The organism is Aquabacterium sp. (assembly GCF_050725395.1).
In the GTDB taxonomy this organism is placed as follows: domain Bacteria; phylum Pseudomonadota; class Gammaproteobacteria; order Burkholderiales; family Burkholderiaceae_C; genus Aquabacterium.
On sequence record NZ_JBOHHL010000001.1, the window covers coordinates 77,885 to 99,760 of the forward strand.

Consider the following 21,876-nt stretch of genomic DNA (forward strand, 5'->3'; position numbering starts at 1 on the left):
AGAGCGATCTCCGGGCTTAACGCCCCGGGCCGATCAAAAAAATTAGCTATACCGCCCTTGGGTGGTATTTGTTGCCGCGGTTATTGAAAGCCGGCATCGTGCCCTCCAGTACATCCACGACGTGGCCGTTGATGGCGGGATTCTCGATCGCACCCGAGAGATATGAGATTTTCGAACCGTTCTTGCGATCAAACGAGGACCAGATCAACTGCTCCGCATCGCAAACGACCGCAAGATTCGGGTTGTGCGTCACCATGATGATCTGGCGGAATTTTTTGGCCTTTGTCAGGACAGGGACGAGCAGGTTATAGACCGTCTCGTTGTCGAGATTCTCCTCAGGTTGGTCCAATATAATCGGGTTGCGGCCCTTGTCGACCAGCAGATAGAAGATGAGCAGCAAAGCGCCGCGTTGTCCCGGTGATAGCTGTTCAATCCGGGTCTCCTGAAAGAGCAACGAGTATCGAGGCTCAAGAAATGGCAAGCCGAAAAGCAGGTCGTACACATCAACGACTGCCTTGTCCTTCTTTAGTATGGACGCGACGCCGATCATAGTCTTGCCGGTCGCACTCGCCGCTTCATATACCTTCTTGTGCAGGGCATCTACGAATCCGAGAATGCCCGCCCTACTACCGAACTCGAATTTGTCGGCCAGGCCCCGAATGAGATTGAGGCTTTCATCAACACCCCGGAGTTCACCGTGCGTTTGTTTGATCAGATCAAACAAGGTCGCAGCGATAGCGTCAGCAGACCCATTCAAAGATGCCTGGAACTGAAGTTTGTATTCCTCGCGTATAAGTTCGTCACTTTGGATGAGATCCTGCACTGGCTTGAAAAGGATCTCCCGGGCTTTTCGCTGCACCTCAAGGACGTCGAAGATGTTGCCGGTGAGATTCATGCGTGCCTGCTCATGTTCAGCCAGCCGCTTCGGCAATTCGTCGAGTTGCTTGATCCGCTCCAGAAGCCCTAACTGAGCCTCAGGCGTTTCGGCTGTACCCTTCAGTTCAGCGAGCTTCTGATTCCAACTCTCAAGCGCCGCGAGTTCCTGCTGATACTGAAGTTGCGGTCCATCTAGCTTGGCATTCAAGGGCGATCGTTCGTCCTCAAGCTTGATTTTCTGTGTGGCCGCTGCATTGCTGTTTGCCTGCAAAGCATTCTGCTGGTCCGGGATCGCATCGGCGATGACCTGCAGCGCGTCATCCTTGCTTGTGAACGCGACGACTGCATCGGCTGCAAGGCCCAGCAACGCCAGATCCTTGTCAGTGTCGACCAGGAATTGCGCGTGCGCGCGCGTCAGCACCTGCACGCGCTCCCGGATGTTTTGGACAGCCCTGAGCTTCCCCGCAAGCGCTAGGCTGGTGGCCGCATCTTTCGCTGCATTCGTCTCGAGCGTCTTTAGTTCAGCCGCTATCTGCTCAAGGCGTGTGGTCGCCGCCTGTTGGTCTGGCGTCAGCGCGTCTGCCGGCTTGGGCCCAACCGTCGGCTTGATCTTCTCGTGCTCGTCGATCTGGTGATTCTTGGCCGCGAGAAGCTCCTGCACCGAGCTCTTAACGCTGGGCTGAAGCTGCTCTTCGATGGCAGCAATCTCGCCATTGATGCGATGCAAATCCTTCCGGAAGTCGTTCAGCTGAATGCGGAACCCGTCCTCTTGCTGCTCTATCAATTGGTCGAAATTGTGCGCGCCGAGGCGAATCTGCTCGCTGGTGTGCGAGAAGATCACCGAGCGTAGCTCCTGCTCAAAGGCGTTGGAGCTTCCGGTGATGTGCGCGTTGCATAGGGCTTCGAAATGGTGCTGCGGGATGTATCTCACCATCTCGACCTTGTCGGGTGCGGGGTCGTCAGAGAGAACCCTGGACCCGCTCTTGGTATCGACCCATGTCAACTTGCCGGTAAAGTTCTTCGCCGGCTCACCGTTCTTGCCGAGGAAGCGCTCCTTTTTTAGGAATGAGAAGTGCTGCTTCTGCCGGGAATTGCCGAGAAGCGCGATCACATCGGCAAGGGCGCTCTTTCCGCTGCCCTTGTTGCCGATGATCGCAACTAGGTCGGAGTTGAGAGGGATCGTGATGCCATGAAGCCAAATCCCCGGCGCGGCGGCGACGTGCTTGGTGATCTCGACGCGGTCAATAAAGAAAGGCTTGTTGTTCTCGATTTCGATCTGTTTCGGCGGTCGATCGCCGATGAATGATCGCTTCGCAGGCTCCATCATGGCCTGCTGCAGGCCGAAGAACGTCGGATCGGCCTTGATCCATGTGATCTTTCCAGATGGAAAGTCACCGTAGCCGCGTTTGTCGTTGTCACCTTTGACTCCGACGAAACAATGGGCGTCGCTGCCCGAAACGACAAGACGAGGAACGTTGCCGAGTCGTTCCTGGAACTTCTTCAGGAAGTCCTTGTTCTTCTCGGTCGGCTCGTTAATAAAGCAGTCGCGCAGTTCGAGATTGCGCGATTCGAAGATCGGGGATGACTTGAACAGCGAAATGAAGAACGCGTAGTGCTCTTGCCACTTCACTTCCTTAAGACCGTCACTGGTATCAAACGGCATGAAGCCAATCGCGAGACCATCCTTGACGTGCGCGATTGCCTCCTTGTAGCTTTCAGCAGTCAACTCGGCCAGCGAACACCCTGCGCGAAGCGCGTTTGCTTCGTCGGCCATATCGGCTTTCTTGAAGCCCTTGTGATTCAGGTTGTCCTCGGATGTCGTCCGCGCCAGTTCAATAAGCCCGGCATTCGAGAGAGCGCTGCCAGTCTCGGCGATGCGCAGCATTGATTTGAAGTCGTGAAGCGTTTGATCCGGGCTGTGGTCGGAGAACAGGACGTGTACGTTGAGACGCTTTCCCGGTATGTTCATGGGCGCCATGAGCCGGAGCTCGATACCGGGGAACACGGTCTTGTTGAGCTTTGGCGCGCCCTCTTCCTTCAGGCGACGTTGAAGCGCGAACCAGCCGTCGAACGTCCAGTAGTCCATCAACGCGAATACCGCAGGTGGGGCGGCGTTGAGGGCCCCGATCATCTGGTCGACGAGACCGCGGTTGTGCGCAGAATTCGGGTCAGCGTCGAACTTTGCGCCTTTCCAGTAGAAGGACGCGGGCGTATGGACATGCAGGTCCCACTGCCTCCATTCCGAGCCACGTTCGAATGCGTCTGACATTTGCATGGTATCTCCTCCTGGTCGATCTTGTTGTTGCTAGGGAAGGTCCGAACAACTCATCGCCGACGGCCATTTCAAGCTGGCGATTGGAACATGATGGCCGGCGCCGCAGTCGCAGGGCCGCCTAAGCCACCGATGCTGTTGGCGCCGACAACCGGGCCTTCATTAAGTCAACGTTTGACGCTTTTCGTCAATGACTGAATTTCGATCGGCAGCGCACTTCATGCTCCGCTCGGCACCGATAGCAATCGCCGCACCTCGGACTTCGCGCGGTGGGTTCGCCCCGCAGGCGGGAATGCGGCGCGAAGCCGTCATCCGACCAACTTGGACCAAAGGCCGCAACCGCTGCGAAGCAGTCATTCCGCCTAGCGCCACGAGTGACCGTCGTTGGTCGAAAGACCTCGGTCACCAACATTCATTCATCACGTCCAGCCCCACCAGCGCCGGTCCGATGCCCTGCCACCAGCGCCTTCTCCCGGCCCGCCAGGCTCCAAGCGTCACACACGCCCCTGAAAGGGGCACGCACCGAGTTCGACAGCCTTGCGCACCGAGCTCTCGAACCCCGCACGCAAGCCAAAAAGCCTTGCGCGCCAAGCTTTGAAAGCCTCGTCCCGAGCACTTCGGCCCGGCGTGCCGGGCTCCAAGCCTTGCACCACGCCCCTCAAAGGGGCGCACACCGAGTTCAACAGCCTTGCGCACCGAGCTCTTGAACCCCGCGTGCAAGCCAAAAAGCCTTGCGCGCCAGGCTCTGAAAGCCGCGCTCCGAGCACTTCAGCCTTGCGCACCGACCTTCAAGCCTCGCCCCACGCCCCTCAATAAGGCGCACGCCGAGCCCCACACCCTGGCGCTCCGCCCTTTCAACCCGGCCCCCAGCTTCTAAACCCTTGCCAGCCACGAGGCAACACCTTGCACGCCAGGCCCCGGTGCTTGCGCTGCCCATCGTCACTCAGCACCTGAACCCCCTGCATGCCCGGCACCGCGAACAACGCCTCCGGGTGCAGCCCCTTGAAGTCAACCCCCTTCACCAACACAGGCGCCTGCCCCGCATCGCCCGACCATCGATAAAGCGCAAACGTCCCCTTGTCCGCCGTTGGGCCCGCCACGATCAAATAGCTTGACCCCACCCAGTCGATGCTGCGAATCCCCCGCCTTCCCAAGTCCAATTGAATCGCCTGCCCAAACCGCGCACGCGCGCCATGGTCGATCACCTCGCTTGGGTTCTCCAGCGGCACCAGCAAGGCACGCTGATTCGACATTGGGCTTCTGAACCCGATGAGCAGGCGCCCGTCCGGCGTGGCGGCCAGGCCTTCGATGTTCAGGCCGCCCTCCGCCTCGGGCGCTTTCCCCGCAGCATCGGCCAACTTGAACGCCGCCAACGATGGCGCCGCCAGCAGATCGTCAAGCAAGCCTGCATACGCTTTGCCCACGGTGACCAGCTTGAATGGAGGCTGCGGTGATGGCGCAGTGCGGCTCAGCACCTCGGTGGCAAAAAAGCGCAAGCGCCGCGCCTGCTGCTTGCCCTCGCTGTTGCGCCCATGCGAAGACACCCAGTACGCGCGCTGGCCGATGGACGCCGCGCCTTCGATGTCCGACTCCTTGTCCGGTTTGGTCCCCAGGAAGCTTGAGACGTCCAGCGCATCCAGCGCGTCGGCTTGCCCGCGCCGGTACACCACCAGGGTGTTGCGCTCGTCGTCGGCCACGATGAAGTGGTCGGCATCCAGCGCCACGGCTGCCGACGCATCGCACAGGCCTCGATACTCGGTGATCACCCCCTGGGCGAAAGCGCCGCCCGATGTGCCGATGACGGCCGCCATGAGCGCCGCCTGGGGCGCTGTCGTGGTGAAGAAGTCCATGATCTCTCCGAAGCGTCGGGCGCCGATTCACACACTGGATTGTCACCACTCGCCATGGCCGTGGTGATTGAAGAGTTAGGGATGGTTGGCTCGGCCCAGGGTTCATAGACTGCCGTCATCACATCGCGGCCATCCAAAGGGACGTCATGACTGCAATCAAACGGAACCCATGGGTGGCGCTCTTGCTGGGCTTGGCCTTCATGGGTGCATCCCACGCGGCGAAGTCTCATGCCGATGCGTCGGTGGTGGCTTCGGGATTCGATGTTCCCACCCAGGCGCAAGATGGTGCGGGCGAGGGCGCGCAGGCCTCCAATGCCTTGACTTTTGAAGGCGACACCGGGCACGACCTGTTCGTCTCGGCCGGCGCCACCAGCCGTGCCGGCGCGGTGAGTGCCTATGCCAACGCGCGGGGTGATCTGGCGACCTCGGCCCACGGCAGTGCCTATGGGGAATGGGCCGACAGTTTTTCCATGGCGTCGGCCGGCATGACAAACCAACGCTGGGGCACCATGACTGTCTCGGTGGCGCTCAGCGGGAGCATGACCGGCTCATTCGAGGACATTGCCTACGCCACCAGCTATGTGACGGCGCGCATGGGGCTGAACTCCGGTGGCAGCTTCCACCAGGGCAATGGCTGGGTCGAAAACGGGGGCGCGCATTTCATTGGCATCGACGTGCCCGAGCGCAGCACAGGCGATCAGGAGTTTGTCCTGACCATGGACATCGACTTTGTGTGGGGCACCAATGTGTCCATGTACATGCAGTTGAGGGCGACGGCGGGCATTGTTGTGTTCGACCAGCCCGACGGTGACTCAAGCTACGCCAATGCGACCTCCCAGTACGCCCACACCATGACATGGCTGGGCATCAGCCATGTGCGCGACGAAGCCGGACAGGCTGTCAGCCACTTCACCGCGGTCAGTGCGGACACCGGCATCAACTATGCCAACGCGGTTGCCGTTCCGGAGCCAGGCGAACTGTGGCTGGTCACGGCCGGGCTGTTCGTGCTGAGATGGCGGTCAGGCCGCCCTCGCCGAGGCTGTATTTCCTGACAGGGCGGTACCGCCGGGAGGCGGGTGGGAACTTCTCCTGCACCACCATGGCTTGGCACACATGTTGCTGGTATACAAGCTGGTACATCAACGGTGCATCAAGCCGGTGCAAGGAGAAAACGCATGTCGCTGGATCATTGGAATCGTCGTTCCTGGCTCAAAACGGTGGGCGCCACCGGAGCCGGCGTGGCCATGGCGGGTTGGTCTGATTTGGTGCTGGCGCAAAAGCCCATCACCATCGGCATGATCTACGTGGGCCCCAAGGATGACTTTGGCTACAACCAGTCGCACTATGAAGCGGCTTCCGAGATCAAGAAGATGCCCGGCATCAAGATCGTCGGCGAAGAGAACGTGCCCGAGACCCAGGCCGTGCAAAAGACCATGCAGGGCATGATCTCGCAAGACGGCGCCACGCTGCTTTTCCCCACCTCCTTCGGCTACTTCAACCCCCACATCCTCGATGTCGCCAAGAAGAACCCCGACGTGCGCTTCGCCCATTGCGGCGGCATGTGGGACGCAGCCAAGCACCCCAAGAACGTGGGCAGCTTCTTCGGCTACATCGACGAAGCCCAGTACCTCAACGGCGTGATCGCCGGCCACGCCACCAAGTCCAAGAAGATCGGCTTCGTGGCGGCCAAGCCCATCCCGCAAGTGCTGCGCAACATCAACGCTTTCACGCTGGGCGCGCGCTCAGTGCACCCGGACATCACCTGCTCGGTCATCTTCACGGGTGATTGGTCGATGCCGGTGAAAGAGGCCGAAGCCACCAACAGCCTGGCCGACCAGGGCGTGGACGTGTTCACCATGCACGTCGACGGTCCCAAGGTCATCGTCGAGACGGCCGCCAAGCGCGGCAAGTTCGTCTGCGGTTACCACGCCTCCCAAGCCAAGCTCGCGCCACAGGCCTACCTGACCGGCGCCGAGTGGAACTGGGTCACGCCCTACAAGCAGATCGTCGATGCCGCGCGCACCGGCAAGCCGCACCCCAACTTCCTGCGCGGCGGCTTGAAGGAGGCCTTCGTCAAGACCTCGCCCTACGGCCCCGCCGTGTCCGAGGCCGCGCGCAAGAACGCCGATGCCATCAAGGCCCTGATGCTGAAGGATGAGTTCGAGATCTTCAAGGGCGAGATCAAGGACAACACCGGCAAGGTCGTCGTGGCCAAGGGCGCGACCATCAAGCAGATCGACCCGGTGCTGGAAGGCATGAACTACCTGGTCGAAGGCGTCATCGGCAAGGTCTGACCTCAACAAGGGGTGTCCATGAGTGGTTCTTCATCATCGACGGTGTCTGCGGTGGAAAGCGTGGTCCTGCCCATCCTGGCGCTGGCCGGGGCGGTGCTGCTGTTCGGCGGCTTCGTGTGGCTGGGGGGCACATCGCCCACCGAGACCTGGATCCTGCTGTTCAAGGGCGCCTTCGGTGATGCCTTCTCGTGGCAGAACACCTTGCAGCGCTCGGCGCCGCTGATGCTGACCGCCTTGTGCGTCACCATCCCGCAGCGCGCGGGGCTGATGGTGATCGGTGGTGAAGGCGCGCTGGTGCTGGGCGGCCTGGCCTGCGCCGGCTTGCCTTACCTGTTCGCGCCGCCGGCTTCGGCCGTGGGCACCGTGATGGTCTTGTTGGCTGGGGCGGTGGCTGGCGCCGCCTGGATCGGCATCGTGGGGGCCTTGCGGCAATACCGCGGTGTGAATGAAACCATCAGTTCGCTGTTGATGGGCTACCTGGCCGTGGCGCTGTTCAAGCACTTCGTGGAAGGGCCCATGCGCGACCCGACCAGCCTGAACAAGCCATCGACTTTGCCGTTGGACCCGGCCATCTTGCTGGGCATGATTCCTGGCTACGACGTCCACTGGGGCCTCGTGTGGGGCGTGGCTTGCTGCGTGATCGCAGGCTTCTGGTTGTACGGTTCCACCCATGGCTTTGCCACGCGGGTGGTGGGCGGCAATGCCCGCGCTGCGCGGCTGGTGGGCTTGCCCAGCCACCGCCTGGTGATCACAGCCTGCATGCTGGGGGGCGCATGCGCCGGCCTGGCGGGTGCCATCGAGGTGGCGGCGGTGCACACCAACGCCAACGCGTCCTTGATCGCGGGGCTGGGCTACACGGGCATCCTGGTGTCCTTCGTGGCGCGCCACAACCCCTGGGCCGTGATCCCGGTGGCCATCCTGTTTGGGGGCTTTGGCTCGGCGGGCAGCTTGCTGCAACGTCGGCTGGACTTGCCCGACGCGTCGGTCCTGGTGCTGCAAGGCTTTGCCTTCGTCATGATCCTGGCCAGCGAGGCCCTGCGCGGTCGCCTCGGCGAACTGCTGGCCCGCCGTCCTGGCATCCCCGCCAACAGCCTGTCACAGGTGCCCGCATGAGTAGCGGCTCCATCTGGTTCGACGTGATCATCGCGGTGCTGGGCGGTGCGATCCGCGTGGGCACGCCGTTTCTGTTCGTCAGCCTGGGTGAGTGCCTGACCGAGAAGTCGGGCCGCATCAATCTGGGCCTGGAAGGGGTGTTGGTGCTGTCGGCCATGGCCGGCTTCGCGGGCAGCTACCTGACGGGCTCGCCCTGGTGGGGTGTGCTGCTGGCGGGGTGTGCGGGGGCCTTGCTGGCCTTGTTGCATGGCCTGCTGTGCTCGCTCAAAGGTGTGAACGACATCGCCACCGGCATCGCCTTGATGTTGCTGGGCGCCGGCCTGGCCTTCTACTTGGGCAAGGCCTTGATCCAGCCGCAGGCCGCGCAGATCCCCTCGATCGACCTGGGGGGCTGGAGCGACTCGCAGCAGGTGCAGGCGGCCTTGCGCATCAACGCGCTGTTTCCGATCGGCGTGGCGCTGGCGGCCCTGATGGCCTGGGCCATGGCCAACACGCGCTGGGGCTTGATCGTGCGCATGGCGGGTGACAGCAGCGATGCCTCGCGCGCGCTGGGCTATTCGGTCAACACGGTGCGTGTGCTGGCCACCATGGCGGGCGGATTCATCGCGGGCCTGGGCGGTGCGTCGCTGTCCTTGTACTACCCGGGCAGCTGGAACGAAGGCCTGTCGAGCGGGCAGGGCCTGATCGCCGTGGCCCTGGTGATCTACGCCGGCTGGCAACCCATCAAGTGTTTGTGGGCAGCCTTGCTGTTCGGTGGCGCGGGTGCCCTGGGCCCGGCTTTGCAATCGGTGGGCATCAGTGCGGGCTACCACCTGTTCAACGCCATGCCCTATGCATTGACCTTGCTGATCCTGATCTGGACGTGCTCGCCCAAGCGGTCGCTGCAAGGGGCGCCGATGGAACTGAACGTCTCCCGGTAGTGGCTTGAAAGGAGCATGGCATGAGCGGACTGGCTGGCCTGAACAAATCGCCCAACGGTGTGGTGGTGGGCTTGGTGCAATTGCAGTTGCCGGTGGTCGAGACCCCGGCGCAGCTGGCGATGCAGACGCAGCGGGTGGTCCGCATGGTGGGCAAGGCGCGCCGCAGCTACCCGGGCATGGACCTGGTGGTCTTCCCGGAGTACTCGCTGCATGGCCTGTCGATGAGCACCGCGCCCGAGCTGATGGTGACGCTGGATGGCCCCGAGGTGGCTGCCCTGCGCGCCGCGTGCATCGAGCACCAGATCTGGGGTTGCTTCTCGATCATGGAGCACAACCCGCATGGCATGCCCTACAACACCGGCCTGATCTTCGACGACCAGGGCGCGCTCAAGCTCTACTACCGCAAGTACCACCCCTGGGTGCCGGTGGAGCCCTGGGAGCCCGGCAACATGGGCATCCCCGTCATCGATGGGCCCAAGGGCGTGAAGCTGTCGCTGATCATCTGCCACGACGGCATGTTCCCCGAGATGGCACGCGAGTGCGCCTACAAGGGTGCCGAGCTGATGATCCGCACAGCGGGTTACACCGCGCCCATCCGCCACGCTTGGGGCATCACCAACCAGGCCAACGCTTTCCAGAACCTGATGGCCACTGCCAGCGTCTGCCTGTGCGGCAGCGATGGCACGTTTGACTCGATGGGCGAAGCCATGGTCTGCAACTTCGATGGCACTGTGCAGGTGCAAGGCGGTGGCCGCCCCGATGAGATCGTCTGCGCCGAGATCCGCCCCGACCTGATCCGAGAAGCGCGCCTGAACTGGGGCGTCGAGAACAACATCTACCAGCTCTACCACCGTGGTTACGCCGCCGTGAAGGGTGGGGCGCAAGACTGCCCCTACACCTTCATGCAGGACATGGTGTCGGGCCAGTTCGCCTTGCCTTGGGGCGATGACGTGGTGGTGAAGGACGGCACCTCGTGTGGCATCCCCGCGCCCACCCGCGAGTTCCAGGGCAACGAGCCCAACCTGCTGGACACCGGCACGCAGAAGTCTTTGTTCAAGGAGGCGGCATGAACGACGCACGGCCGCCCGAAGGCGTTCGCACCGCAGTGCAAAGCACGGAGGTTACCCAATGACCATCACCATCGAATCCAAACCCTACGCCTGGCCGTACGACGGCGACCTCCAGGCCTCCAACACCGCGCTGATCATCATCGACATGCAGACCGATTTCTGCGGTGTTGGCGGCTATGTGGACAAGATGGGTTACGACCTGTCGATGACCCGCGCGCCCATCGAGCCGATCAAGAAGCTGCTGGACGCTTCGCGCAAGGCCGGCATCCTGGTGATCCACACGCGTGAAGGCCACCGGCCCGACTTGACCGACCTGCCGGCCAACAAGCGCTGGCGCTCACGCCAGATCGGCACCAACGGCGTGGGCATTGGCGACGTGGGCCCGTGTGGCCGCATCCTGGTGCGCGGCGAGCCGGGCTGGGACATCATCCCTGAGCTTTATCCCATCGCGGGCGAACCCATCATCGACAAGCCGGGCAAGGGCTGTTTCTGCGCCACCGACCTGGAGATGTTGCTGCACACCAAGGGCATCAAGAACATCATCCTGACCGGCATCACCACCGATGTGTGCGTGCACACCACCATGCGCGAGGCCAATGACCGCGGCTTCGAGTGCGTGATCCTCACCGATTGCACCGGAGCCACCGACCCTGCCAACCACGCGGCGGCGTTCAACATGGTGTTGATGCAGGGGGGGGTCTTTGGCACGGTGTCGGATTCTTTGGCTGTGATCAAGGCGTTGGAGGCTTTGTGATGGGGCATTCTTTGCATGCTGATCGCCTGGTGGGGGGCTGCGTGGGGTGGATGGTCAACTGCGCTCGTGTCCCCCGGCCGGGCTGTGCCCGACCTCCTCCTTTACCTCGCTACGTTGACCACCCACCCCACTTCGCTGGCGGCGATGGTGGTGGCGTGCCACCGAGTGGGATTGAGCGCGGCCTTGGCCGTGACCAATCCCACCCTCACCGCACCGCACGGAGGACACGGCGAGCGGGGTGCATGGCGAAGCGAGGTAAAGGAGGAGGAATGGGCCATGCCCATTCTGGGGGACACGAGCGCAGCCGTGCACCCCGCTTGCCCTGTCCGTTCGCGCCCAACCACCACCCATCTTCATCCCCCATCAAAGCATTGGAGACCCTGTGAGCTCATCTTCGTCGAACAAGCCGGGCCGCCGGCAGTTTCTGCAAGCCGGTGCGGCATCATTGGCCGTGGGGGCCGGCTTGTTGCCGTCGATGCCCGCGCATGCCGATGACAAGATCCTGATCGGCTATTGGCCCATCGCTTCGGGCCTGCCTTTGTACACGGCGCTGGAGCGCGGCTTCTTCAAGGAAGCGGGCTTGAACGTGGAAGGCGTGAAGTTCGCCAGCGCGCAGCAGGTGGCCGAAGCCATGATCGCCGGGCGCACGCATGGCTCGGCCAACGGCACGGCCTCGGCCGCGCTGGGCCTGGCCGAGATCACCTCGCCAGGCTTGTTCAAGATCATCTGCTCCAACCCGTCGAACCACAAGCTGGTGCTCGACCAGTTCGTGGTGCCCAAGGACAGCCCGATCAAATCCATCGCCGAGCTCAAGGGCAAGCGCGTGGCCTCGGGCCCGGGCATTCAGAACGTGACCCTGGCCAAGATCATTTTGGAGAAGAACGGCATCGTCGATCCGAAGGTGATCGAGCTGCCCATCGGCCAGCACGTGCCGGCCTTGGCCGCCGACCAGCTGGATGCGGTCTACACGCTGGAGCCCACCGGCACGTCCGGCCGCTTGAAGGGCCTGACCCGCGTGCTGGAAAACGGCGTGATCTCGAAGTATGTGTTGGGCGCGGCCGATGCACCCTGGTTCGGTGGTTCGGCCAGCGTGACCTCCGCCTTCCTGAAAGAGAAGCCCGAGCTGGCCAAAAAGTACATCGCCGCCTACGCCAAGGCCGTGGACTTCGTGCGCAAGAACCCGGCCGAGGTGCGCAATCACCTGGACGGCTTCACGTCCATTGACCCCTCCTTGGTCAAGGAAGTGCCGATGGCCGGTTTCACGCTGTACAACGAGTTCACGGCGTCCGACATTGGCTACTTCCAGAAGTTCTTCGATGTGTTCACCGAGCGCAAGATCTTTTCGCGCGCCGTGCCCGTCAAGCCCTTGATCTACGCAGGCTAAGCGAGGTGCCACACCATGATCCCCAAACAGCTTGACCGCTTGTTCGACGCCCGCCTGCTGCCGCTGGTCGGGCCCCTGCTGTTGTTCGCGCTGTGGGAGCTGGTGATCGCCGCGCAGTGGGTCAAGCCAGTGCTGTTGCCGCCGCCGGGTGAGACCTTGCTGCACTTGTGGGACAGCGTCATCAGTGGCGCGATCCGGGTGGATTTTCTGGCGACGTTGTGGCGCACCTTGGTGGCGTTTGGCATCGCGGTGGCGATCGGGGTGCCGCTGGGGGTGATGCTGGGCAGCTCGGTCAATGCCTACCGCAGTGTCGAGTTCCTGATCGACTTCTTCCGTTCCACGCCTTCGTCGGCGCTGATCCCGCTCTTCCTGCTGATCTTCGGCATCACGGATGCCAACAAGATCGCGATCGCAGCGTTCGCGGCGGTGCTGCTCGTGCTGTTCAACAGCGCTTATGGCGTGATGAATGCCAAGAAGACGCGGGTGATGGCGGCGCAGATCATGGGGGTGTCGCGCTGGCATGTGTTCAAGGACGTGATGCTGATGGAGAGCCTGGCGCAGACCTTCGTGGGCTTGCGCACAGGGGTGTCGATGTCGCTGGTGATCGTGATCGTGGCGGAGATGTTCATTGGGTCGGAGACGGGGCTGGGGCATCGGATCATTGATGCGCAGCAGGTGTTCAATGTGAAGGACATGTACACGTCGATTCTGATCACGGGGGCTTTGGGTTACTTGCTCAACCTGATCTTCTTGTTGATTGAAAAGAAGGTCGTGCATTGGAGTGGCAAGGCATGAAAGGCTTGGGGTTGCCGTCGCTTGGGGGTGGGGCAGTTTGGCGTGGGTGGTCGGCGCCGCTCATGTCCCCCGTCCAGGCTTCGCCTGGCCTCCTCCTTGACTTCGCTATGCCGACCACCCACGCCAAACTTCCCGGGGGCGCTCTGGCAGAGCCTTCGCTGCGCGAAGGCCAGGGAATTGAAGGAGGCGAAGGCCTCCTTCAATTCCCCTCTCACCACCCATGCGGTGCAAGAAGCGGGCAGTGGAGTGCACGGCGAAGCGAAGTCAAGGAGGAGGTCGGGCGTAGCCCGGCCGGGGGACATGAGCGCAGCCGTGTACCCCACTGCCCGCTTCGATTCCACCGCACAACCCCAAACCACAAAACAACCGCCAACCCGCACCACAGGCCATCAACGAGGATCACCCCATGAGCGCCGTTCTGCAACCCGAAGAGCCCATGGCCACGCCTGCCCCGGCCCGTGCGCACGTCACCGTGCGTGGTCTCAGCAAGTCCTTCGCCGGCAAGCCGCTTTACACCGACTTCAACCTCGACCTGCCACGCAGCAAGATCGTGTCGATCTTCGGGCCCAATGGTTGCGGCAAGTCCACCCTCATGAACATGATCGCCGGCCTGATCCCGCTGGACCAAGGCGAGATCCTGTTCGATGGCAAGACGCTGAAAGAGACCAAGATCGGCTACGTCTTTCAGAACTACCGCGATGCGCTCTTTCCCTGGATCACCGCCCGCGACAACATCGCCTACCCCTTGCGCCGCCAAGGCATGAAGGAAAACGCGGTGCAGGCCCGCGTGGACGAGCTCATCAAGCTGTTCGAGATCCGCTTCGACCTGGCCCGTTACCCCTATGAATTGTCCGGCGGCCAGCAGCAGACCGTGTGCATCATGCGCGCCCTGGCCCCCAACCCCGAGGTCATGTTCCTCGACGAGCCTTTCTCGGCGCTCGACTTCGAGATGACCCTCTTCATCCGCGAGAAGCTGCAAGAGGCGCACCTGGCCACCGGCGTGACCATGGTCATCGTCTCTCACGACTTGGAAGACGCCGTCTTCCTCGCCGACGAGATCCTGTTGCTCACGCGCCGGCCCACGCGCATCGCCGAGATCGTGCCCTTCAGCTTGCCCCGGCCGCGCCAGCCCGAGTCCATGTCCGACCCAGAATTCGTGCGCGTCAAGGCGCACACCCTGGCCGTGTTCAAGCGGGAGATGAAAGCATGACCGCGCCCCTCGACCCCAACCTGCAGCCGCCGCCCAAGACTGGCGCGCTGGCGCTGTCCACCTACAAGCTGACCAAGCGCTTCGGCAGTTTCACCGCGATGGACAGCGTGTCCATCGACGTGCGGCCCGGCACCGTGCATGCCCTGCTGGGCGAGAACGGCGCGGGCAAGAGCACGCTGGTCAAGGCGGTGGTGGGCTACCACCAGCCCGAGGAAGGTGCCGTGCTCATCGATGGCCGTGAACACGCCATCACCTCGCCGGTGGTGGCGCGCAGCCTGGGCATCGGCATGGTCTACCAGCACTTCACCGTGGTGCCCGGCATGACGGTGGCCGAGAACCTGCTGCTGGCGCGCGGCACCTTGCCCACCATCATTCCCTGGCACAAGGTGCGCCAGGAGTTGAAGGCGTTCTTGGACACCACGCCTTTCAAGCTGGACCTCGACGCGCGCCCGATGGACCTGTCGGCCGGCGAGAAGCAAAAGCTGGAGATCCTCAAGCAGCTCTACTTGAAGCCCCGCCTGCTGATCCTGGACGAGCCCACCTCGGTGCTGACGCCACAAGAGGCCGACGAGGTGTTGGGCCTGCTGCGCGACCGTGCGCACGCGGGCGATGTGTCCATCATCATGATCACGCACAAGTTCCGCGAGGTGATGGAGATCGCCGATGACGTGAGCGTGCTGCACCGTGGCCGCCTGGTTGGCAGCCACCGCGTGGTCGACACCAACCCAGCCCTGCTGGGCGCCGAGATGGTCGGCGAAAGCCACAAGCCGAAGGCACCGAGCAAGGCCGCCGACGATGTCATCGAACTGGTGCCCGAGGCCGTGCTGGAAGAGGTCGTGTCCACCGCGCCTTTGCACCGCGTGCTGCTCAGCCCCACGGCGCCTTCGCGCCTGGAAGTGGACAAGTTGGACGTGCAGGGCGACCGGGGCGAGCGCGCCGTGCACAAGCTGAGCCTGAAGGTCCGCGCAGGCGAGATCCTTGGCATCGCCGGTGTGTCAGGCAATGGCCAACGCGAGTTGATGGAAGCCTTGGTCGGCCAGCGTGACCGCGAGTCCGGTGTGGTGAAAATCGCCAACGAATCGTATGAAGCCCGCCGCGAACAGAACCAGCGCCTCAACGTGCGCAGCCTGCCCGAAGAACCCCTGCGCAATGCCTGCGTCGGCGACCTGAGCGTGGCCCTGAATATCGGCCTGCGCCGCTTCGACCAGGCGCCGGCCGCGCGCGGTGGCTGGATCCGTGGCGGCGTGCTGCGCGACCAGGCCCGCCAGCTCATCGCCGAGTACCGCGTCAAGACGCAAGGCGAGAACGCGCCCATCAAGTCCTTGTCGGGTGGCAATGTGCAACGCGCCGTGCTGGCCCGCGAGCTCGATGGTCAGGTCGATGTGCTGCTGGTGTCCAACCCAGTCTTCGGCCTGGATTTCGCCGCCGTGGCCGAGATCCACTCGCGCATCATGGGCGTGCGCAACAAGGGCGGTGCCGTGCTGCTGGTCAGCGAAGACCTCGATGAACTGCTGAAGCTGGCCGACCGCATCGTGGTGATGTGCGAAGGCCGCATCGTCCACGAATGCCAGGCGCTTGAGGCCGACCGCCGCGTGCTGGGCGCCTTCATGGGCGGTGGCCACCACGAAGAACCTGCACCTTTGGAGCAAGCCGCATGAGCACTACTTCAAGTCCAGGTAGCCTCACCGTGAAAGCCGAACCCTTCGACTACGGCTTCAGCTTGCCGCACACCGCGCTGGTCATCATCGACATGCAGCGCGACTTCATCGAACCGGGCGGCTTTGGCGAAACCCTGGGCAACGACGTGTCCTTGCTGGCCGCCATCGTGCCCACCGTCAAGCGCGTGCTGCAAGCCTGGCGCGATGCCGGAGGCTACGTGGTCCACACCCGCGAAGGCCACGCGCCCGACCTGTCCGATTGCCCGCCCGCCAAGCGCCTGCGTGGCGAGCCCAAGCTGCGCATCGGCGACGCGGGCCCCATGGGCCGCATCCTCATCCACGGCGAGCCCGGCCACGCCATCATCCCCGAGCTGGCGCCCATCGATGGCGAAGTCGTGATCGACAAGCCCGGCAAGGGCGCCTTCTATGGCACCGCCTTGGGCGAGGTGCTCGAAGCGCGCGGCATCACCCACCTCGTCGTGATGGGGGTGACCACCGAGGTCTGCGTGCAGACCACCCTGCGCGAAGCCAACGACCGCGGCTACGACTGCCTGCTGGTCGAAGACGGCACCGAGAGCTACTTCCCCGCCTTCAAGGAAGCGGCCATTGCCATGATCCGCGCGCAAGGCGCCATCGTGGGCTGGACGGCGCCAAGCGCGGCCCTGTTGGCAGCCTTGCCCTCGACATCCTGACCGACCGATTGAATCCCTGAGACCATGTCCATGCCCCACACCATTTCAGGCCTGCTGACTGCTTACCGCGAAGGCCTGCTCACGCCCGCGCAAGTCTTCGCCAGCTTCCTGGCCGTCGGCCCCGCGACTCCGGAAGACCCGGCCTGGATCCACCGCGCGCCCGCCGCCTTCATCCAGGCCCAGCTGGACGCGCTCGATGGCCAGAGCCCCGAGGCCTTGCCGCTGTTCGGCATCCCCTTCGGCGTCAAGGACAACATCGACGTGGCCGGCCTGCCCACCACCGCCGCCTGCCCGGCCTTCGCCTACACGCCCGAGAAGTCCGCGACCACGGTCGAGCGGCTGATGAAGGCCGGCGCCATCGTGGTCGGCAAGACCAACCTCGACCAGTTCGCCACCGGCCTGGTCGGCGCGCGTTCGCCCTACGGCATCCCCACCTCCACCTTCAGCGACGACCACGTCAGCGGCGGCTCCAGCTCGGGCTCGGCCGTGGTCGTGGCGCGCGGTGAAGTGCCTTTCGCTTTGGGCACCGACACGGCCGGTTCGGGCCGCGTGCCCGCCGGCTTCAACAACTTGGTCGGCGTCAAGCCCACGCCGGGCCTGGTGCCCACGGGGGGCGTGGTGCCAGCCTGCAAGTCGCTGGACTGCGTGTCCATCTTCGCGCTCACTGCGTCCGATGCCGCGCGCGTGTTGTCCGTCATGGAGGGGCCACAGCCCGGCGAAGCCGTCTTCAACGAGGTGACCTTGCAAGCGCCACGGCTGCCCGCCAAGCTGCGCGTGGGCGTGCCCCGTGTGCCCGAGTTCTTTGGCGATGCCGAATACGCCGGCGCCTTCGACCGCGCGCAGGCGCAATGGGCCGAGCTGCGCGATGTCGATGGCCAGCCCTGGCCGGTCGAGTTCGTGCCCATCGACATGGGCCCCTTCCTGGCCGTGGCCAAGCTGCTGTACGACGGCCCCTGGGTGGCCGAGCGCTACGCGGCCATCAGCGGCTTCATCGAATCGAATGCCGACGACATCAACCCCGTGGTGCGCGGCATCATCAAAGGGGCGAACCAGCACGATGCGGTCTCGGCCTTCAAGGGCCAATACCGCCTGCGTGAACTGGCGCAGGCCACCTTGCCCATTTGGCAGGCCATCGACGTGTTGATGGTGCCCACCGCGCCCACCATGCCGACCCTGGCCAGCGTGCAGGCCGACCCCGTGGGCCGCAACAGCCAGCTGGGCACCTACACCAACTTCGTCAACTTGCTGGGCCTGGCGGCGTTGGCCTTGCCCAGTGGCTCCACCGCCACCGGCCTGCCTTTCGGCATCACCCTGATCGCCCCCGGTGGCAGCGATGCCGCCTTGCTGGACCTGGGCGCGCAATGGCAACAGGCGCTGGCCCGCATCGCCACGACACCACTGGGCCATGGCTTGAACACACCCACCGACGCCGAGCTGAGCTGGCCTTGCGGCGTGCAAGCCAAAGCCGCGCCCACCCTGATGGTGTCGGTGGTGGGCGCGCACTTGAGCGGCATGCCCTTGCACTGGCAGCTCACCGAGCGGCACGCCCGCTTGGTGTCCAGCACCCACACCTCGCCCCGCTACCAGCTGTTCGCCTTGCCTGGCACCGTGCCGCCCAAACCCGGCTTGGTGCGCGTGGCGGCCGATGCGCCACCCGAAGCCGGCCACGCCATCGCGGTCGAGGTCTACGCCTTGCCGCAAAGCAGCATCGGCTCCTTCCTCGCCATGATCCCGCCGCCCCTGGGCCTGGGCTCGGTCGAACTGGAAGACGGCAGTTGGGTCAAGGGTTTCATCTGCGAGCCTTGCGGTCTGCAAGGCGCCGACGACATCAGCCAGTACGGCGGCTGGCGTGCTTACATGGGCAGGAACGCGACATGACACTGTCCACCAGCCAGCTCAACCACCCCGAGGTGCTGCAAGAAGTGACCTCCGTCTTCCTGCGCTATGAAGACGCGCTGATGGCCAACGATGTGGACGCCCTCAACGCCTATTTTTGGGCCAGCCCCTGCACCACGCGCTATGGCATCGCCGACAGGCAAGTGGGCCACGAGGCCCTGGTGGCCTACCGCAAGACGGTGTCCGCGCCCGACTACACGCGGCAGTTGCACGACGTGCGCATCACCGCCTTTGGCGCCGACATGGCCGTGGCGATGACCGAGTTCACACGCAGCGACACCCCCTTGCGTGGTTTCCAGACCCAGACCTGGGTGCGCTTTTCCGATGGCTGGAAGATCGTGTCGGCCCACGTCAGCATGATCCCCTTCAGCCCGGGATGACACCGTGAACATGATCGCGCCGCCCTTCAACACCTCTTCGCCCGCGACGCTGGCCGAACGGGCTTACGCGCAGATCAAGCAACTGATTTTCGACTTCGTGCTCTTGCCTGGCGACCGCTTCTCGGAAAGCGACATGGCCGGCCGCGTGCAGGTCAGCCGCACACCGTTGCGCCAGGCCCTGCAGCGATTGCAGAGCGAAGGTTTCCTGCAGGTGTTCCCCAAAAGTGGTTGGCAGGTCGAGCCACTCAACTTCGAGGTCTTCGACCAACTCTACGATTTCCGCGTGTTGATGGAAACCCACGCCGTGGCCAAGCTCTGCGAGGCCGAAGACCGCCCCATCCTCAAGACCTTGGCCGAGAACTGGCTGGTCAAGGTCGACGAACGGCACCCGGTGATCAGCATGGTCGACCGCTTGGACGAGGACTTCCATTCCTCGCTGGTGCACGCGACGGGCAATGCCGAGATGGCCCGCGTGCACGACGACATCACCGAGCGCATCCGCATCATCCGCCGGCTGGACTTCACCAAGCCAGCGCGCGTGGAGGCCACTTACCAGGAGCATGCGCGCATCATCCGCGCGATCACGCAAAGGCGCACCGATGAAGCGCAAAGGCTGCTGCGCGCGCACATCGAACAAAGCAAACTGGAAGTGCGGCACATCACTCTGGACATGCTGTACCAGGCCCGGCGCGGCTGAGACGAAACCGCGCAGGCGCGGCAAGCCTACAGGCGCGGCAGCTCGCTCAGTGCCGTGGTCAGCGCGGATGACCGGACCACGCCGCGCAACTCGCCGCAACGTGCCAGCATCGGGATCGCCTTGCCCGGGTTCAGCAAGCCGTCCGGGTCGAAGGCGGCTTTGAAGGCCAGCATCTGGCCACGCTCGGCATCACTGAACTGGGTGCACATCGCGTTCAGCTTTTCGACACCCACGCCGTGCTCGCCCGTGATCGTGCCGCCAAAGCCCACCGCCGTGCACAGGATGTCGTTGCCAAAGGCCTCGGCGCGTTTCAATTCATCCGGGTCATTGGCATCGAAGAGGATCAGCGGGTGCAGGTTGCCGTCGCCCGCGTGGAAGACGTTGACGCAGCGCAAGCCGTAGGTGGTCTGCATGGCGTTGATGGCATGCAGCATCTCGGCCAGGCAACGGCGCGGGATGGAGGCGTCCATGCACAGGTAGTCGGGGCTGATGCGGCCGGTGGCGGGGAAAGCGTTCTTGCGGCCGCTCCAGAAGCGCAGGCGCTGGGCTTCGCTGTCGCTGCAGTCGATGCGGGTGGCCCCGGCGACTTGCAGAACGGCGATCAGTCGGCCGATTTCTTCTTCGACCTCTTCGGGCGTGCCGTCGCTTTCGACCAGCAGGATGGCGGCGGCGCTCAGGTCGTAACCGGCCTGCACGAAGTCTTCCACGGCGGCGGTCATGGGGCCGTCCATCATCTCCAGGCCGGCGGGGATGAGGCCCGCGCCGATGATGGCGGCGACCGCATCGCCCGCCTTGCCGATCTCATCGAAGCTGGCCAGGATGCAACGCGCCACCTGCGGCTTGGGCAGCAGGCGCACGGTCACCTCGGTGGCCACCCCCAGCAGACCTTCGCTGCCGATGAAGGCGGCCAGCAGGTCAAGGCCTGGCGCGTCCAAAGCTTCGCTGCCCAGTTCCAGCAATTCGCCTTCGATGGTGAAGCCGCGCACACGCAGCACGTTGTGCACGGTCAGGCCGTACTTGAGGCAATGCACGCCGCCGGCATTCTCGGCCACATTGCCGCCGATGGTGCAGGCGATCTGGCTGCTGGGGTCTGGGGCGTAGTACAGGCCGTGGGGAGCGGCGGCTTCGCTGATGGCCAGATTGCGCACACCGCACTGGACGATGGCCGTGCGTGCCAACGGGTCGATCTGCACGATGCTGGTCAGGCGGGCCAGCGACAGGGTCACGCCCAGGGCATCGGGCAAGGCCCCGCCCGACAGGCCGGTGCCACCACCGCGCGCCACCACCGGCACCTTCAGTGCGTGGCAGGCTTTCAGGATGGCGCCGACTTCCTCGTGGGTTTCGGGCATGGCCACCGCGAGGGGGCGTTGCCGATAAGCGCTGAGGCCATCGCATTCGAAAGGGGCCACGGCCTCGTCTTGCCAGAGGATGCTGCGGGCGGGCAGCACCTTGTGCAGGGCGGCGACGACTTCACGTTGGCGGTGGGTGCGTTGGGTGGTGTTGTCCATCGCCACCACTGTAAGCCACGCACGTGGCCTTCGGGCTCAGCTGATCAGCAGTTCGGGGATGCGGCGCAACATGAGCTGGTCGCGGCTGTCGACGTTCAAGGTGGCGCCGTGGCCCTCGAAGCGGTAGTGGCGGCCAGTCACCGAGGAGCGCACGCTCAGGTTGCCACCGCCCAGGTATTTGGCGCGCAACTCGGTGGTGCGGCGTGGCGTGGGAACCGATGGTGGTGCCGGCACGGGCGTGGCGCGCGCCGGGTCCGCCAGGGTGGTGCTCACCCCGGGCCGGTGAACGAGGGGAGCGACCGTGGTGATCTTGTGGGTGCCCAAGGCGGGGCGTGCCCACGACACGGTGGCCAGCGGCACGGCGGCTCGTTGGTCCACCTTGGCCTGCTCGTCCGGCAAGGACTTGGCGTTGAAGGGAATGGGCTGGGTTTTGGTGTGAACGCGAGCAATCATGGCGACATCCTGCTGATTGAATGGCCCTGCGTGGCCGATGGTCGGCAGTGTGCT

General features: G+C 64.0%; 18 protein-coding genes. 14 read left to right on the forward strand and 4 right to left on the reverse strand.

Going from position 1 to position 21,876, the window contains the following annotated elements; translation table 11 throughout:
* Positions 1-46: 46 nt before the first annotated feature.
* Both ACREB4_RS00385 and ACREB4_RS00390 read right to left on the reverse strand, forming a co-directional pair.
* A complete protein-coding gene (locus ACREB4_RS00385) occupies positions 47-3,151 on the reverse strand; it encodes a TrlF family AAA-like ATPase (protein ID WP_431586196.1) in 3,105 nt (1,034 codons plus the stop codon).
* 851 nt (positions 3,152-4,002) lie between these two features.
* On the reverse strand, positions 4,003-4,998 hold the full coding sequence (locus ACREB4_RS00390) for a DUF3616 domain-containing protein (protein ID WP_431586197.1): 996 nt from the start codon (positions 4,996-4,998) through the stop codon (positions 4,003-4,005).
* Positions 4,999-5,144: 146 nt separating this feature from the next.
* Between ACREB4_RS00390 and ACREB4_RS00395 the strand changes: the two genes are divergently transcribed.
* The 14 genes from ACREB4_RS00395 (at position 5,145) to ACREB4_RS00460 (ending at position 19,861) form a co-directional block, all read left to right on the forward strand.
* The gene (locus ACREB4_RS00395) at positions 5,145-6,050 is read left to right on the forward strand and encodes a hypothetical protein (RefSeq protein WP_431586198.1); all 906 of its coding nucleotides are present in this window, start codon (positions 5,145-5,147) and stop codon (positions 6,048-6,050) included.
* Positions 6,051-6,173: 123 nt separating this feature from the next.
* Positions 6,174-7,292 carry a BMP family ABC transporter substrate-binding protein gene (locus ACREB4_RS00400; RefSeq protein ID WP_431586199.1) on the forward strand — a complete coding sequence of 373 codons (1,119 nt, stop codon included), beginning with the start codon at positions 6,174-6,176 and terminating at the stop codon, positions 7,290-7,292.
* Between the two features lie 18 nt (positions 7,293-7,310).
* Positions 7,311-8,405 (forward strand): ABC transporter permease, encoded by a 1,095-nt coding sequence (locus ACREB4_RS00405; protein ID WP_431586200.1) that lies wholly within the window; start codon positions 7,311-7,313, stop codon positions 8,403-8,405.
* Positions 8,402-9,325: an ABC transporter permease gene (locus ACREB4_RS00410; RefSeq protein WP_431586201.1), complete on the forward strand. Its 924-nt coding sequence runs from the start codon at positions 8,402-8,404 to the stop codon at positions 9,323-9,325. Before ACREB4_RS00405 ends, ACREB4_RS00410 begins: the two co-directional genes overlap by 4 nt.
* A 20-nt stretch (positions 9,326-9,345) precedes the next feature.
* The gene (locus ACREB4_RS00415; protein ID WP_431586202.1) at positions 9,346-10,395 is read left to right on the forward strand and encodes a formamidase; all 1,050 of its coding nucleotides are present in this window, start codon (positions 9,346-9,348) and stop codon (positions 10,393-10,395) included.
* A gap of 58 nt (positions 10,396-10,453) precedes the next feature.
* Positions 10,454-11,149 carry a biuret amidohydrolase gene (biuH, locus tag ACREB4_RS00420; protein WP_431586203.1) on the forward strand — a complete coding sequence of 232 codons (696 nt, stop codon included), beginning with the start codon at positions 10,454-10,456 and terminating at the stop codon, positions 11,147-11,149.
* A 382-nt stretch (positions 11,150-11,531) separates the two neighbouring features.
* On the forward strand, positions 11,532-12,533 hold the full coding sequence (locus ACREB4_RS00425) for an ABC transporter substrate-binding protein (RefSeq protein WP_431586204.1): 1,002 nt from the start codon (positions 11,532-11,534) through the stop codon (positions 12,531-12,533).
* Positions 12,534-12,548: 15 nt separating this feature from the next.
* Positions 12,549-13,328: an ABC transporter permease gene (locus ACREB4_RS00430; protein ID WP_431586205.1), complete on the forward strand. Its 780-nt coding sequence runs from the start codon at positions 12,549-12,551 to the stop codon at positions 13,326-13,328.
* Positions 13,329-13,734: 406 nt separating this feature from the next.
* A complete protein-coding gene (locus ACREB4_RS00435; RefSeq protein ID WP_431586206.1) occupies positions 13,735-14,538 on the forward strand; it encodes an ABC transporter ATP-binding protein in 804 nt (267 codons plus the stop codon).
* Complete coding sequence (locus ACREB4_RS00440; protein ID WP_431586207.1) at positions 14,535-16,196, forward strand: ABC transporter ATP-binding protein; 1,662 nt, start codon at positions 14,535-14,537, stop codon at positions 16,194-16,196. The genes ACREB4_RS00435 and ACREB4_RS00440 overlap by 4 nt, the downstream gene beginning before the upstream one ends.
* Positions 16,193-16,888: a cysteine hydrolase family protein gene (locus ACREB4_RS00445; protein WP_431586208.1), complete on the forward strand. Its 696-nt coding sequence runs from the start codon at positions 16,193-16,195 to the stop codon at positions 16,886-16,888. Before ACREB4_RS00440 ends, ACREB4_RS00445 begins: the two co-directional genes overlap by 4 nt.
* A gap of 30 nt (positions 16,889-16,918) precedes the next feature.
* Positions 16,919-18,766, forward strand: a complete 1,848-nt coding sequence (atzF, locus tag ACREB4_RS00450; RefSeq protein WP_431586209.1) for an allophanate hydrolase — start codon at positions 16,919-16,921, stop codon at positions 18,764-18,766.
* The gene (gene hpxZ, locus ACREB4_RS00455) at positions 18,763-19,164 is read left to right on the forward strand and encodes an oxalurate catabolism protein HpxZ (protein ID WP_431586210.1); all 402 of its coding nucleotides are present in this window, start codon (positions 18,763-18,765) and stop codon (positions 19,162-19,164) included. Before atzF ends, hpxZ begins: the two co-directional genes overlap by 4 nt.
* A gap of 10 nt (positions 19,165-19,174) precedes the next feature.
* Entirely contained in the window at positions 19,175-19,861 is a 687-nt protein-coding gene (locus ACREB4_RS00460) for a GntR family transcriptional regulator (protein WP_431586403.1), read from the forward strand.
* A gap of 26 nt (positions 19,862-19,887) precedes the next feature.
* On the opposite strand, the gene ACREB4_RS00465 is transcribed toward ACREB4_RS00460, so the two are convergent.
* Together ACREB4_RS00465 and ACREB4_RS00470 are read right to left on the reverse strand one after the other, a co-directional pair.
* Complete coding sequence (locus tag ACREB4_RS00465) at positions 19,888-21,369, reverse strand: FAD-linked oxidase C-terminal domain-containing protein (RefSeq protein ID WP_431586211.1); 1,482 nt, start codon at positions 21,367-21,369, stop codon at positions 19,888-19,890.
* 36 nt (positions 21,370-21,405) lie between these two features.
* Positions 21,406-21,822 (reverse strand): hypothetical protein, encoded by a 417-nt coding sequence (locus tag ACREB4_RS00470; RefSeq protein ID WP_431586212.1) that lies wholly within the window; start codon positions 21,820-21,822, stop codon positions 21,406-21,408.
* Positions 21,823-21,876 lie beyond the last annotated feature (54 nt).